Source organism: Sporosarcina thermotolerans (genome assembly GCF_042658975.1).
In the GTDB taxonomy this organism is placed as follows: Bacteria; Bacillota; Bacilli; order Bacillales_A; family Planococcaceae; genus Sporosarcina; species Sporosarcina thermotolerans.
In genome coordinates this window covers 230,108-244,140 of record NZ_JBHSRM010000002.1, presented here as the reverse complement: position 1 = coordinate 244,140, position 14,033 = coordinate 230,108, and the positions used below count along the sequence as shown (strand labels likewise).

The 14,033-nt window shown below is 44.1% G+C and carries 17 protein-coding genes and 1 pseudogene; 10 read left to right on the top strand and 8 right to left on the bottom strand.

Annotation, left to right across the window (positions count from 1 at the left end):
* Nucleotides 1-132 precede the first annotated feature (132 nt).
* Nucleotides 133-417 carry a DUF6958 family protein gene (locus ACFPZG_RS02185; protein ID WP_283733114.1) on the top strand — a complete coding sequence of 95 codons (285 nt, stop codon included), beginning with the start codon at nucleotides 133-135 and terminating at the stop codon, nucleotides 415-417.
* A gap of 62 nt (nucleotides 418-479) precedes the next feature.
* Here ACFPZG_RS02185 and ACFPZG_RS02180 read toward each other — a convergent pair whose 3' ends face one another.
* Nucleotides 480-1,136 (bottom strand): hypothetical protein, encoded by a 657-nt coding sequence (locus tag ACFPZG_RS02180; protein WP_283733113.1) that lies wholly within the window; start codon nucleotides 1,134-1,136, stop codon nucleotides 480-482.
* A 192-nt stretch (nucleotides 1,137-1,328) separates the two neighbouring features.
* Here ACFPZG_RS02180 and ACFPZG_RS02175 point away from each other — a divergent pair, with 192 nt between their 5' ends.
* Nucleotides 1,329-2,273, top strand: coding sequence for an L-threonine 3-dehydrogenase (locus ACFPZG_RS02175; RefSeq protein WP_283733112.1), 945 nt, complete (start codon nucleotides 1,329-1,331; stop codon nucleotides 2,271-2,273).
* Between the two features lie 268 nt (nucleotides 2,274-2,541).
* On the opposite strand, the gene ACFPZG_RS02170 is transcribed toward ACFPZG_RS02175, so the two are convergent.
* From ACFPZG_RS02170 to thiD, 4 genes are all read right to left on the bottom strand, one after another.
* Nucleotides 2,542-3,894 (bottom strand): YjiH family protein, encoded by a 1,353-nt coding sequence (locus ACFPZG_RS02170; protein ID WP_283733111.1) that lies wholly within the window; start codon nucleotides 3,892-3,894, stop codon nucleotides 2,542-2,544.
* Nucleotides 3,895-4,061: 167 nt separating this feature from the next.
* On the bottom strand, nucleotides 4,062-4,742 hold the full coding sequence (gene bshB2 / locus ACFPZG_RS02165; RefSeq protein WP_381426396.1) for a bacillithiol biosynthesis deacetylase BshB2: 681 nt from the start codon (nucleotides 4,740-4,742) through the stop codon (nucleotides 4,062-4,064).
* Nucleotides 4,743-4,776: 34 nt separating this feature from the next.
* Entirely contained in the window at nucleotides 4,777-5,127 is a 351-nt protein-coding gene (locus ACFPZG_RS02160; RefSeq protein ID WP_317940409.1) for a YojF family protein, read from the bottom strand.
* Nucleotides 5,128-5,433: 306 nt separating this feature from the next.
* Complete coding sequence (gene thiD / locus ACFPZG_RS02155; RefSeq protein WP_317940408.1) at nucleotides 5,434-6,267, bottom strand: bifunctional hydroxymethylpyrimidine kinase/phosphomethylpyrimidine kinase; 834 nt, start codon at nucleotides 6,265-6,267, stop codon at nucleotides 5,434-5,436.
* Nucleotides 6,268-6,475: 208 nt separating this feature from the next.
* Between thiD and ACFPZG_RS02150 the strand changes: the two genes are divergently transcribed.
* From ACFPZG_RS02150 to ACFPZG_RS02125, 6 genes are all read left to right on the top strand, one after another.
* Nucleotides 6,476-7,252, top strand: coding sequence for a DUF4230 domain-containing protein (locus tag ACFPZG_RS02150; RefSeq protein ID WP_283733110.1), 777 nt, complete (start codon nucleotides 6,476-6,478; stop codon nucleotides 7,250-7,252).
* Nucleotides 7,253-7,257: 5 nt separating this feature from the next.
* Nucleotides 7,258-7,944 (top strand): uracil-DNA glycosylase, encoded by a 687-nt coding sequence (locus ACFPZG_RS02145; protein ID WP_283733109.1) that lies wholly within the window; start codon nucleotides 7,258-7,260, stop codon nucleotides 7,942-7,944.
* 44 nt (nucleotides 7,945-7,988) lie between these two features.
* Nucleotides 7,989-8,165, top strand: a complete 177-nt coding sequence (locus ACFPZG_RS02140; RefSeq protein ID WP_283733108.1) for a uracil-DNA glycosylase — start codon at nucleotides 7,989-7,991, stop codon at nucleotides 8,163-8,165.
* Nucleotides 8,162-8,431 carry a YwdI family protein gene (locus tag ACFPZG_RS02135; protein ID WP_283733107.1) on the top strand — a complete coding sequence of 90 codons (270 nt, stop codon included), beginning with the start codon at nucleotides 8,162-8,164 and terminating at the stop codon, nucleotides 8,429-8,431. Before ACFPZG_RS02140 ends, ACFPZG_RS02135 begins: the two co-directional genes overlap by 4 nt.
* 68 nt (nucleotides 8,432-8,499) lie before the next feature.
* Entirely contained in the window at nucleotides 8,500-8,880 is a 381-nt protein-coding gene (locus tag ACFPZG_RS02130) for a DUF423 domain-containing protein (RefSeq protein WP_317940407.1), read from the top strand.
* 206 nt (nucleotides 8,881-9,086) lie between these two features.
* The gene (locus ACFPZG_RS02125; RefSeq protein WP_283733106.1) at nucleotides 9,087-10,148 is read left to right on the top strand and encodes a beta-carotene 15,15'-monooxygenase; all 1,062 of its coding nucleotides are present in this window, start codon (nucleotides 9,087-9,089) and stop codon (nucleotides 10,146-10,148) included.
* Nucleotides 10,149-10,173: 25 nt separating this feature from the next.
* Here the strand turns inward: ACFPZG_RS02125 and ACFPZG_RS02120 are convergent, their stop codons facing one another.
* Together ACFPZG_RS02120 and ACFPZG_RS02115 are read right to left on the bottom strand one after the other, a co-directional pair.
* A complete protein-coding gene (locus ACFPZG_RS02120; protein ID WP_283733105.1) occupies nucleotides 10,174-10,557 on the bottom strand; it encodes a spore coat protein GerQ in 384 nt (127 codons plus the stop codon).
* 29 nt (nucleotides 10,558-10,586) lie between these two features.
* Nucleotides 10,587-10,896: pseudogene (locus ACFPZG_RS02115) on the bottom strand (cell wall hydrolase).
* A gap of 153 nt (nucleotides 10,897-11,049) precedes the next feature.
* Here ACFPZG_RS02115 and ACFPZG_RS02110 point away from each other — a divergent pair.
* Nucleotides 11,050-11,904 (top strand): aminopeptidase, encoded by an 855-nt coding sequence (locus ACFPZG_RS02110; RefSeq protein WP_283733104.1) that lies wholly within the window; start codon nucleotides 11,050-11,052, stop codon nucleotides 11,902-11,904.
* Nucleotides 11,905-12,234: 330 nt separating this feature from the next.
* Here the strand turns inward: ACFPZG_RS02110 and hemQ are convergent, their stop codons facing one another.
* On the bottom strand, nucleotides 12,235-12,984 hold the full coding sequence (hemQ, locus tag ACFPZG_RS02105) for a hydrogen peroxide-dependent heme synthase (RefSeq protein WP_283733103.1): 750 nt from the start codon (nucleotides 12,982-12,984) through the stop codon (nucleotides 12,235-12,237).
* A 185-nt stretch (nucleotides 12,985-13,169) separates the two neighbouring features.
* Here hemQ and ACFPZG_RS02100 point away from each other — a divergent pair, with 185 nt between their 5' ends.
* On the top strand, nucleotides 13,170-14,003 hold the full coding sequence (locus ACFPZG_RS02100; protein WP_283733102.1) for a lipoate--protein ligase family protein: 834 nt from the start codon (nucleotides 13,170-13,172) through the stop codon (nucleotides 14,001-14,003).
* Nucleotides 14,004-14,033 lie beyond the last annotated feature (30 nt).

The window sequence follows — 14,033 nt, the reverse complement described above, 5'->3', positions numbered from 1 at the left end:
AGACTAGGATGACTGTCGTATCGGCGAAAGATTGCCGATGCGGCAGTTTTTTTGTTTTCGTCAATAAAGTGATTAAAATCGGTTGAAAAGGGTAATAGATGAGTAGAAATATAGTCCGGAAAGGTGAAGCATATGCGATATAACGAGAGCGTCCAGCTATTGCAATTGAACGGTAAAGAGGGCGTGACGATTGTGAAGTTCCGATATGACAGAGTGAAAAAGGTGATACTTACCATCATTCGTGAAGCGGGGATTCTTTCGTATGAGGAGCTTGCAAGAAGGTCAGCGGGAAGATTATCGCTACTTGATGGCAATAACCACTGGTATATGGAAGAAATTGTGAAGGATCTTGAGGCAAGGGGACAGCTTGAATGTTCTTTGGATGAAGGTAAACTATTTGTAAAATCAGTTAGTTAATTGATAAAAAGAAATCCCATCTCGTAAAAGATGGGATTTTTTTTGCGTGAGGGGAAATATCCTCACCCTTCCTTCGTAGAAAAGACACCTTCAGCCATTCGATTCAGCAAATGATGAATGACATATCGCTGCATACCAAGCGCACTCTTAGTTGCAAGCCGTGTCTCAGTCAAAAATTGATCCTGCTTTTTTTGCTTCATGGCAATAACTGCCTTCATGGAATGTACCAACCAAGGAGTTCGGAGTTTCTGGGAATACTCGGTGGCTTTCCCCATATTATTACTCATCGTATATCCGATTCCAGCATAATAATCACGGTATGCAACATTCTCCATCGTTTTCGAGAAGTCAATCAAACCTCTCCAATTCTTTTGAAAGACTAACAAATTGGCTTTATATATTTCTTGTACTTCCGCATTCGCATATGATTTTAGTATTTTATTCAGCTGAGTAATTATTTCCTCGTCTGTCCCATGTGCAAGTGCATGGGCATATCCGAAAATCGGTTTATTCCTATGATTGGTGAGATACTGGTCAATCAGTTTCAAACTTTTCGATTTGTAAATGATATAGAAAGGATAACCCATCGTTAAAACGAAAGTAAAAATCATGACCAACGTGAATACAAGCCACATCTGCAAGCCTGAAGCAAACAAAGCCACAGTCAAAAGGGCGCCTGCAACTATGACAAGAATAAAATTCATATATTTACTGAACATTGCACACCTCAACATTTTTTACTTAAGTATAACAGAAAAGTCAGAGGAAAAGATTAAGATAAGAGAACCATTATTGTGTTTTCGAGATGAACATAATATAATCTTTTTATATTGATAGTAAAGTGTTTCGAAGTTACATCGAAAAAGAGTGTCCTTCCCAAAAGTACAAATGATCGCAAGGAGGAGTATGGGTTGAAAAAAATTATGGTGACTGGAGCGCTTGGACAAATCGGTTCGGAATTGATTGCCAAGTTACAGAAAGAATACGGTGAAGAAAACGTTTTATCCACGGATATCCGCCAGCCGGAACAATCGGTTACGGGACCGTTTGAAATTTTGGACGTAACGGATGGAAAGAAAATGCATGAAATCGCAAAGGATTTTGGTGCAGACACAATCATGCATATGGCTGCGCTTTTATCTGCAACAGCAGAAAAACAACCTTTGTTTGCTTGGAATCTCAATATGGGCGGACTCGTGAATGCACTTGAAGTGGCACGTGAACTAAATATGCAGTTTTTCACGCCAAGCTCAATCGGCGCATTCGGTCCTTCCACCCCCAAAGCAAACACACCTCAGGACACATTGCAGCGCCCGACAACAATGTACGGTGTCAATAAAGTCTCAGGCGAATTGCTTTGCGATTATTACTACACGCGATTCGGAGTTGACACACGCGGTGTCCGCTTCCCAGGATTAATCTCCTACGTTGCGCAGCCAGGCGGAGGAACGACCGATTACGCAGTGGACATTTATTACAAGGCGATTGAAGTAGGGAAGTACACATCCTTCATCGCGGAAGGCACTTATATGGATATGATGTATATGCCAGATGCCTTGCAGGCCATCGTCGACTTGATGGAAGCAGATCCAGCGAAATTGGTGCACCGCAATGCGTTCAACGTAACCGCGATGAGCTTCGAACCAAGTGAAATCGCTGCATCTATCCAAAAACATATTCCAGACTTCAAAATTTCCTATGAAGTCGACCCGGTCCGCCAAGCAATCGCCGACAGCTGGCCCGATAGCATCGACCCATCAGCAGCCACGGCAGAATGGGGCTTTAAAGCGAAATATGATTTAGACGCAATGACCGAAGACATGCTTAAACAATTGAAAATAAAATTGAATAAGTAATAGTAAAAGACCGCTAATCCAGATAAAGGATCAGCGGTCTTATTAGATAGTATGTTTTAGTATTATGGAATCTCTGTTGATTGAAGTGTAGGGCGGCGACTCCAGCGAAAGCGTAGCGTTACGAGCAGGGATTAGTTAACGGCTGCCTTAATTTCTGCAAAAGCCGCAGAAATACGGCAAATCGAACTCTTCGTGGTTCGATTGGCTGAAGCCGTGCCCGCGGAAAGCGTCCGCCCGAAACGGAAATCAACATTTAATATTTTATTTATTAAAACAACAAATGTGCAACGCCTGCAACGATTGGCAGGGCGATGAGTGTACGTAGTAGGAAAATGATAATTAAATCCAAGAAGTTGATCGGAATCTTCGTGCCTAAAATCAAACCACCAACCTCAGACATGTAAATCAACTGGACAACAGAAACCGTCGCAATTGTGAACAATGTAATCTGGGACGTGATGACGCCTTCTGCTAAAATGACAGGCAAGAACATATCCGCGAATCCAACAACCATCATTTGTGCAGCCTCAGCCGCTTCAGGAATTCCAAGAATGGATAAAATCGGTTCAAACGGCTTTCCTAAAAAGGTGAATACACCTGTATATTCAGCAAGCACAAGAGCAACCGTACCGAACGCCATTACAACTGGCGCGACACCGATCCACATGTCCAAAACATTGCGCATTCCATCTGTGAAAATCCTTCCGATGGAACGGTTTTTCGAAGCCGTGTCCAATGCATTTTCAAGGCCGTGATTGAAAACATTATACCCTTCAGGAAGTTTTTCTTCGTCCCCGGTATACTTCCGACCATCAATATACTCTGATTTCTTTCCTCTTAACGGATAAATACGCGGCATGATCAATGCCAAAATTACACCCGTCAAAAGAACTGTACCGTAAAACGGAAGGAAATAATTCGACATACCGACTGTATCGATGATTACAAGTGAAAACGTAATGGAAACGACAGAGAAAGTTGTCGCGATAATCGACGCTTCCCTTTGCGTATAATGGCCATCTTCATACTGTTTGCTCGTCAGTAAAACACCAATTGTTCCATCTCCGATCCATGATGCAAGCGCGTCAATCGAAGAACGACCAGGCAATTTGAATAATGGGCGCATGATCTTTACCATCATCGTGCCGAAAAACTCCAAAAGACCGAAGTTCAATAGTAGTGGCAATAAAAGACCAGCGAATAAGAAAATCGTGAATAAGAATGAAACAAGGCCATCCGGCGCAAGAAGCAAGCCCCCTGTATTTTCATTCCAAATGATTTCTGGACCGATTTTGAATGTGACCATAATAGCGAAAATGGCACCAATGATACGTGTAATCGTCCAAAATGGCGTTACTTTAAACAAGCTTTCCATTAACGTTGGTTTAGAGCTGTTACGCGGGATGAATGAATAAATCAATGACCCGACTGCTGCGATTATAATAATAATCATTGCTGTCATCGGCATCGCTGGTTCCAACCAACCCGATAAAGTAGCAGCAAATTTTGCGATTGGCACTTTCCATTCTTCACCGAACTTCAATGGGATCATGAATAGGACAATTCCAAGAATGGAAGGGATTAAAAAGTAGAGAAAGGTGGATATACTATGCTTTTTCAAATCTGCGTCTCTCCTTATGAATAAATTCTCGTAGTTAATGTATATTTATACATAGTAAAGGGTTAAGCCTCATTTGTAAATATAGTATAGTAAAGTTTCACTTTTCAGTTTTCCGAGATGGCTAAAAAAAAGCCCCGATGAACTCGGAGCTTGGGGAAATTCTATTTTTATTCAAAATCCTTATCCCACTTATAAGTGAAAAATCGTTCGGTATGCAGCCATTTTAATGCATCGGGATCTTTTTCAGCCAAACGCTTTTCCATATCACGCATCATCCAAACGGTTTGTGACGCATGTGAATTAAGCGTGTTGAGTTTCTTCTGAGCCGCCGCCTCGACATTATGGATAATGTCCGGTTCTCCTAAAACTTCGGCTGTATTTTTCGAAAATGCAATCGTATACAGTTTTGGACGCTCGGATTCCGACATCCTTCTGACAGCGCGGACGACTGCACGTCCTGTTGCGTCATGGTCCGGATGGACGGATAGTCCAGGGTAGAATGAAATGATAACGGATGGATTAGTATCCTCGATCAAATCGGTTACAAGCTGGATCATTTTTTCATCATCCTCAAATTCAATCGTCTTATCACGTAATCCCATCATTCGGAGATCAGTTAACCCCATCGAAGCCGCAGCATTTTGCAATTCTTTTTTACGGATTTGCGGCAATGTCTCGCGGTTCGCAATTGGTGGGTTGCCAAGATTTCGTCCCATTTCACCAAGGGTAAGACAAGCATAGGTGACGGGAACTCCCATTTCAATATAGGTAGAAATCGTGCCCGACACGCCGAAAGCTTCGTCATCCGGGTGTGGGAAAATGACAAGTACATGGCGTTCTTCTTTAATCATCGAAAAGCCTCCTGTTCGTTACGGCAATAGCTTAATATGTAAAAGGTGTTTCGCTTATTTCGAGCGCAACCGCAAGCTTTCCATCGGGATCGAGTCCGCACATGAGAAGCCGATCATGCTCATCGACTGTATAGTGTGTAATGCCTTGCGCATAAATCCATCCCGAAGGAAGCTTCAACCCAACGCGATGCGGCGATTCGCCCGCCACTTTGCCAAGCTCGTATTTGACAACAACATTTCGAATAAAAGCCCCTGCGTTGAAGAATCCTTCTTTTAAATGGGCAGCATATGCGCCATTCGTCGTCTCCAAATGGATATAGACGTCTTTATTCGCAAATGTATCAAGTAGTTCCTGTAAATGATCCGGTTTCACGATTTCCATTAATTCATCCTCCTTCATACAAAAAATACGGATAGTTTCAGTATATAGAAAAGCTTTAGTGAATGCATTTTAGGTGCTTGTTACAAAAGCGGAAGGCGGCGTTTAGCCTCGACAGGCACTGAAGGGCTTGAAAAAAAGGCGTTCTTTGCCTTTTCTTTCAAGACCGAAGTGACCCGAGAGGTTGCCGCCTGTAGCTGGATGTAACAAAAGCGGAAGGCGGCGTTTAGCCTCGACAGGCACTGAAGGGCTTGTAGCTAAATGAATCAAAAAGGTTAGAAGAGTACTACCGCTTCTAACCTTTACACATTATATCTCCGTAGCCGTAATCTCCTGTGTACCTACTCGTTTAGCAGCGCCGTGCATAACCGGACCGACGTATTCGTTCAACTTCCAACCGTTTGCAATCGCAGCGGTAACGAATTTCTTCGCTTCGATGACGGCTTCTCGCACATTTAGACCGTTCGCAAGATTCGCTGTGATCGCAGCTGCGAAAGTGCAGCCAGCGCCGTGGTTATAGTGAGTTTCTGTCTTTTCGGCTTCAAGCAATGTAAACGTCTTGCCGTCATAGAAAAGGTCCGCAGCTTTATCATGCTGAAGCTGCTTTCCGCCTTTGATCACGACATTGCGTGCGCCTAATGAATGAATCTTTTCAGCGACGGACTTCATTTGCTCAATTGTAGACGGTGTTTTCATGCCCGCAAGTTGGCCTGCTTCGAACAAGTTTGGTGTAACGATTTCCGCTTTCGGTAGCAAAAACTCTACCATCGCGTCAACTGTTCCTGGATTCAGAACTTCATCCTCACCTTTACATACCATTACCGGGTCGATCACGACATGGTCAAGACCGGATTCAGCAATAGCTTCCCCAGCAGTTTCGATGACTTCCTCCGTACTAAGCATTCCAGTTTTTATCGCGTCAATTCCTGTCGAAAGTGCTGTTTTGAGTTGCGCCTTCAAAACGTCGATCGGAAGTGAGTAAACTCCATGGCTCCAATTATTATCGGGGTCCATCGTCACGACGACTGTCAAGGCCGTCATGCCATATGTGCCATGCTCTTGGAATGTTTTAAGGTCGGCTTGGATTCCCGCGCCGCCTGATGTATCGGTACCTGCAATTGTAAGTGTCTTCTTCATAGTCATGGTTTAAATCTCCTCCTGTTCACTAACTCCATCCTTAATAGTAATCAAAATAAAGAATAAATACAATTGTCGGAGATTGAAGATTAAAGTCGTATTAAGAATTTATTCAAGTCTATCTATTGTTTGCTTGGGAACTTTTCGATAGGCTATACGTACAACTTAATAGCGAATCTCATAGATAAAATGTCGAAAGAAGGGGAGTGAGGGTATGGAAGATAAGAAGAAACTGCAAGAGATTGAAAGGTTATTAAAGGAACTCAAAGCATCCGAAGCCGAAAGTGCGGTGACAGTGGAAGAGGCGCTCGGCAGGAAAACCAAACCGAGACCCAAATCCACCGTCAGTTTGTGGCGAGTAACCAAAATGCTTTTGTTTGGCTGGAAACGGTCAATAATCTTAATCGCGGTCATTCTGCTCCTTGCCTTCATCTCTGTACCTTTTATCGCTTTCCAATTCTTGAAGCAAGGTAGCACCTTCACGGAACAGAAAGGCGTTTTCCTTGAACAGATAATGGATCTGAATGAAATGGCGACTGCGGAAGCCTTTACGAAAGTCATCGTCGAGCGTCAAGACAACCAGTTGTTTGGACAAAGCATCGGGATGAATTTGCCAGGAACAAAACGACAGCTGCTTGTTGTCATTCCGGGGTCCGTTAAAGCTGGCGTCGACATGTCCAAATTAGCCGAAAAAGATGTAATTATAGATGAAAAGAATAAGACTGCGAAACTATTTTTGCCTCCAGCGATCTTTTTAGGCGGCGCTGAAATCTACTTTGATGAAGTTGAAGTTTATTCGTACGAAGGGGTTTTTCGCACGAAGGCGAATATCGATGAAGCTTATGAACTTGCTGCTGAGGCGAAGACGCTCATCCTCGAGGAAGCAACCGGCCAAGGAGTTTTGAAAACTGCGGAATTTAATGCTGAAAAGACGTTGAAGGAAATGTTTTCATTCGCAGGATACGACGTAACAATCGAATTCAAGGAGTGAACAACATGACAGAGGAAAGATTCGGCAACGATTGGGATGAAGTCCTCACGGAGGAATTTCAGAAACCGTATTACTTGCAGCTTCGCGATTTCCTAAGAGAAGAATACACCAACCACGCCGTGTATCCTCCGATAAAAGATATGTGGACGGCATTCAAGTTGACGCCGTTCGAAGACGTGAAAGTCGTGATTTTAGGGCAGGATCCATACCACGGTCCTGGACAAGCTCACGGACTCAGCTTCTCGGTCAAGCCAACTGTCAAAATTCCGCCAAGCCTTCGGAATATGTTCAAAGAATTGCAGAGTGATATTGGTTGTGCCATTCCGGAAACGGGAACCCTTACCGGCTGGGCGGAACAGGGCTTGCTCATGCTCAACACCATTCTGACAGTGAGGGAAGGGGAGGCGCATTCCCATCGGAAAAGTGGCTGGCATCTTTTTACGGACGAAGTGATTCGGAAACTTTCCAATCGTGAAGAGCCAGTCGTTTTCATCCTATGGGGGCGACCCGCGCAAGAGAAAAAGAAGCTGATCGACGAAACACGAAATGCAATTATCGAATCCGTCCACCCAAGTCCGCTTAGTGCAAACCGTGGATTTTTTGGCAGCAGGCCATACTCCAAGGCGAATCAGTTCTTGAAACAGTGGAATGAAAAGCCGATGGACTGGTGCAATACGATTAGGAAGTTTTAACTCGTCGATCCAAGTGGTAAAGTAAAGTGAAAGAGGTTGGTCGAATGGCGGGGAACTGTTTTCAATGCCAATATTTCTTTGTCACATGGGACCCGCAAAACCCGCGTGGCTGCAAAGCGTACGGATTCAAAACGCGGGAAATCCCATCCATCGTCGTCAAGCGATCATCCGGAATGGAATGCTTGAAATATGAACCGAAGAAAGGGGTTGCAAAACAATGATTACAAACGAACGAATCATTGAGGAAATGGAACGCCAGCTCAGCTTTGCAAAGTCGGCAAAGGACGACCAAACTGTCCGTGAAGCATTAACGGCGGTAAGGGCTCTATGTCAAGTCGTGCTTGGCGAGACTAATACTGAGCGTCAAGAAGAACCAATCATCACACCAAGAACAATGGCCATCTCCCATAAGCCGTTACTTTCTTCATTGGAAGGCAAGCCGTTAGATGAGGAAGACGCAAACGGCGGCTCAATCTTTGATTTTTAATTAAAAGCCAAAACAGCTATGATAAGAGATGGAGCAATTATCTTTACGATAGAAAGTAGGAAAACAATATGCCGTTCTTCATTATCGCAGGAGCTGTTAACGCAGCACTTGCCGTTGCATTCGGTGCATTCGGCGCGCATGCCTTAAAAGAAAAGCTATCCGAACATTATCTAGCCGTCTGGGAAACAGCCGTCCAATACCAAATGTTTCACGCAATCGGCCTCCTTGTAGTTGGCATCCTCATGAGCCCGTCACTCATGGGCTCATCCACCCAACTGACATGGGCAGGCTACTTGCTATTAGCCGGCATCATCATCTTTTCCGGCAGCCTATACGTCCTCAGCCTATCTGGCATCGGCATTTTAGGCGCCATCACTCCAATCGGCGGCGTCGCATTCATTGTTGGATGGATCATGTTAATCATCGCAGCTATCAAATTTGGAAAATGATATAGGAAATGAAGCGGTTTGAAGAACTAAAATTCTTCAGACCGTTTTTTTAATCGCGTCGGGGGAATATGGGGTGGGAATGGGGTGGGGCGCGTTCAAAGAAGCGCAGTCCGCGTCCAATCCCCCCTCAATCTTCAATGAATTGTCAAAACCTTCACACATACACTCGCTCATTTTTGATATCCTATAAAAAAGGGGGAATTTCCATGGTGTTGAACCGTTTTCGTTCAAAACAAGTCCTATTTGCTGGACTATTGCTATTTGTTCTTGTCAGCAATTATTTTGTCTATCGGCTACCTGCAATCCCTATGCCAGAAAACGCCCGTGCAGTCGTCATCGGCTCGTTAGTGGACCTCGCCATCGTTGCGCCGCTACTGATGCTATCGCTCACAAGGAAGAAAGGTTTCAGCTTGAAGCGATTTATCACATTCATGGTGATGGGGCTTATAGCTGCGAGATTCATCATTCCGATCAACTATTTTGAGCCATTCAAATTCGTCCCATACGCAGCAATCGGTGTCGAAGGACTAATCGTACTTGCTGAACTCGGGCTGATTTTCCTGTTAATTAAACATCTACCAAGAATTATCAAGGAAATAAAGGAGCATCAAGTTAGTAGCCTATTCGCGTTCCCCGCACTTGTAAAAGAGAAAGTTTCATCCCACCCGCTCATTTCCATAGTGGCGGCAGAATCACTTATGTTCTATTACGCATTTGCCTCTTGGAAACGGAAACCGCCCGTCGGGGAAATTATGTTTTCATTGCACCAGAAGACAAGTCTGTTAGCGTTTTACATTATGCTTATTCACGCAATTGTTATCGAGACGATTGGTATCCATTGGTGGTTACATGGGAAATCCGCGATACTCTCCATCGTATTGCTTATCTTGAATATTTACACAGTCATTTACTTCATTGCAGATATTCAAGCCGTACGCTTGAACCCATTGAAGATGAATGAAAATCATATGCAAGTATCCCTCGGACTCGGGAAACGCATGGAAATTCCTTATGATGCGATTGGAAAAATCGATTGGGGTCTCGATGCGGAACACTATAATTTGAAATCAAAGGGATTGATCGAATTCATGGCCCGTGATTTTGAAGAAGTGAAGCCGCATTGCATCATCCATTTCAGCCGGCCTTTGAAGGCGACATTATTCCTTGGAATGGAAAAGGAATTTACTGCGACTACGTTACGGGTGGATGAACCGGAAAGATTCCGGCATATACTTGAAAATAAAAGAAGTCTTCCATTGCCGAAATAGGCAACGGAAGACCTTTTTTCATTGGTCAAGGCTGTTGATTAAAGTAGTTCAGTTCTTCATTAAACTCCGCATAGTCAAAATAAATCATTGGCATCAAGTAGCGTTTGCCACTAGCTGTGCTTAAAATGACGTGATCACGACCGGCTGCTTCAACTACTCCGGGAATTGCTAAAGTGTTTTTTCCCGCTTCGATTGCATGCTCGAACGAGAAGTGGAAAACGCCGGGCTTGCCTCTATTCAGTCGAAGAATGTTCTCTATATACGATTGCTCGACAAAAGGCGGCCTACCACCAGTACTTGGGACTGTTGTAGGCGGTACCATACCAGGCATTTGATTCTGAAACTGAAACTGTGGTTGAAACTGTGGAGATTGCTGCTGAAAACCGGGATTCCAATAGTATTGGACCATTTTTTCATCCTTTCAATTTTGAAATTGGATTAAACTTGTGGACAATCCTGTGCACTAGGGGAAAAGAAGCAATGCGCTTTGTACCTTCCGGTGTTCCATTGATTGTACCATTGGACAGGGCAATCGCCAGATGGTTCGAAAAACCAGAGTGAACGGGTTGCTGAAACACCATTTGTTAGAGGTTCCGGACATCTTTAAAATCCAAACAGTCAGCACGCACTCGGTTGACTCCGACATTTCCAACCATCAGCATACCAAGCTGCCTTTCACCTTTGCATCTGCGCGCATCAACCTTGCAAGCAAGTCAACTTCCTTATCTGTGTACTTTATAACTGCCACAGCATAACCCCCTCGGTAAACCATATGCTTTACTACTTTCATTCATGACCAAAAAACTTCCCAACCCTTTCTGAAACGAGGGTTCTGAATCCAGTGAATTGTGTAGTCATCTATCTTGGGATACATGTATACTAAGGGGAAGGGGGGATTCGCATGCGAATTGAAAATAATATACCAAGTTTCATTGATTTTTGGGGAGCGGGCGAAGATAAAACATTTGCTGAGTTGGAAGCGTATTTAAATGAACATGAAAGGGTCTATGCAAACTATTTTCCGATTCATTGCCCAAGAACAGAGGAACGCCTGCAAGCGGCACTCAAGAAATATAATGAAAAATTTTACGATATCCGTTCCATTTCAGAAAGTCTGCCGGCAATTCTTCAAGAGATGACTGCGGTTTATCAAAAGAAATATAATCTTGATGTTGAGATGAGTTATAAAATGCTTGTCGGCACATTCGGCTCAAACGCATTCGTGACAAGGGACAACAGAAGGGAAATCTATTTTGCCGTCGAAAAATTATCACCAGAACATGACCACCTAAAAGTGATTGCCGCGCACGAAATTGGACATGTCACTCATTTTTCAATGGCAACCCGTCAAGGTATGGATTGGTCCACAGTCGATTGGATGCACGGCTTGACGACGCTTTTCACAGAAGGCGCTGCAACGTATTTATCCAAGCAGACAGTCCCGGGTCTATCGGAACCAATTTATTTTACATATGATGACGACGGGGAACCATGGGTGAAATGCTACGAGGAAAATAAAGCCGAAGTGAAGCGACGATTTTTAGACGATGCCTTAATAGGAGAATGGGATATGGCGAAGGAAAAAGAATGGTTCCGACTTTCCGGAGGCTCCTATTTCGGCCATAACCGTATTGGCTATTTGTTAGGCACGGACTACGTTGAACATCTCGTAAATCGTCTCGGTGAAGACTCAGCTTTGACGTTTTGGAATGGAAATGACTTGAAAGAGGATATTATAAGCTATTTAAGGGGATGAAAATTCATTCACTATCGTGGTTTATGCGTGTTTACGAGCGTTTATGGACATTTCTGTGGAATTATGCGTTTTTGTAAACATTTATGGACTTTTAGGTGAATTTATGCGTGATTGAGACGATTTATGGACTTTTCGTATCCTATATTAGTGATCTCCGTTGATTGAAGCGAAAGGCGGCGACTCCTGCCGGAAAAGCATGAGCTGAAGACCCCGCAACGAAGCGAAGCGTAGTGAGGAGGCTGAAGCCATGCCGGCGGAAAGCGTCCGCCTGTAGCGGAAATCAACATTATAAAAAGGAGCCCCAGTATTGGCGGCTCCTTGCACGTTTAATCAAACAGTAAAAAATGAAGCTTTTTTATCTCCATCCAACATCGTCCCGATAAAGAACGATCCGAATACGCCATAACGCGCACTCACTTCATCAAAACGCATCTCATAAACCAATTTCTTGAACTGAAGCACATCATCTGAAAACAGCGTAACGCCCCATTCGAAATCATCGAAACCGACAGAACCGGAAATGATCTGCTTCACTTTGCCCGCATAGCCGCGTCCAATCATCCCGTGACTACGCATCATAGCCTTACGCTCATCCATGCTGAGCATATACCAGTTATCCTCGCCATCACGCTTCTTGTCCATCGGGTAGAAGCAAATGTACTGGCTACGTGGCAATTCCGGATACAAACGTCCGCGTACATACGGATTTTGGTATGGATCCTCATTGGATTCACCCGCAAGATAATTTGACAATTCCACAACGGAAACATACGAATACGCAGGAATCGTATAGTCTGCAATCGTCAATTTATTGAATTCCGCTTCAAGCTCTTGCAATTCGTCAATCGTTGGGCGCAACGTCATCAACATGAAGTCCGCTTTTTGCCCCACAACCGTGTAAAATGCATGGCTACCGGTTTTATTATCATCGGCTTGCTGTAATTTATCCAAATAAGCGATGAATTCATCAACCGCTTGCTGACGCTCCTCTTTTGAAATCAACTTCCAAGACGCCCAATCCATCGTGCGGAAATCATGTAATACATACCAGCCATCGAGTGTAATCGCTGCTTCGTTCATATGAATTCAAACTCCTTTATACGTTGATTTACTTCTCCCCATAGTCTAACACAACGAAGTCAAAAACATGATTCTGAGTCGCCAACTTCACATAATCGACAAGAAGTGTATAACTGTTCCTCAGGCATGATCTGGTGTATGCTTATAGCGGAAAAAAACTGATCTAACAACCGGGAGATAATGAAATGTCTAATTTGCAATTACCAAAATGGCGCTTCATCGACGAATCGATGATTGCAATAAATCGCTCCGCCCTTGAGTCCTTCGCAATGGATGATACACTTTGCCATCTCGTCGGCCAGAAAATGACCGTGCCGACCGTCCGCACATGGGTGCATGATCACACAATCGTCTTAGGCATCCAGGATCACCGTTTGCCGCATATCGATGACGCGTTGCCGCCGCTTCACGAAGCGGGCTATAAAACAATTGTCCGGAATTCAGGTGGACTTGCTGTTGTGCTCGATGAAGGCGTGCTCAATATTTCAATTATTCTATCCGAACAGGACGGATCCATCGATATTCCGGAAGGTTATGAATCAATGTTAGCCTTTGTCCGCATGCTGTTTCCGGAAGCAGCGGATCAAATAGAAGCCTATGAAATTGTCGGCTCCTATTGTCCGGGCACTTATGACTTAAGCATCGGCGGCCGCAAGTTCGCAGGGATTTCCCAAAGAAGACTACGGCAAGGCGTCGCAGTCCAAGTATATTTATGCGTGGAAGGCAGCGGCGCTGAACGTGCAGAACTCATTCGCGATTTATACGAAAACGGTTTGCAAGGCGAGCAGACAAAATTCACCTACCCAACGATACAGCCGGAAGTAATGGCATCCCTGTCGGAACTTTTAGGTGAACCACTAACTGTCAGCGACATCAACATTCGTGTCCAGCTACTGCTCCGAGCGCTTTCAACAGAAGAATTCCAAATGGCAGGCCTAACGCCGGAAGAAATGGAACTCTATCTGTTCTACTTAAATCGCGTCGTCGAACGAAATCAAAAAATGCTTGCAAGAGGTTAAAAACGCATAAATCATGTTAGACACGCATAA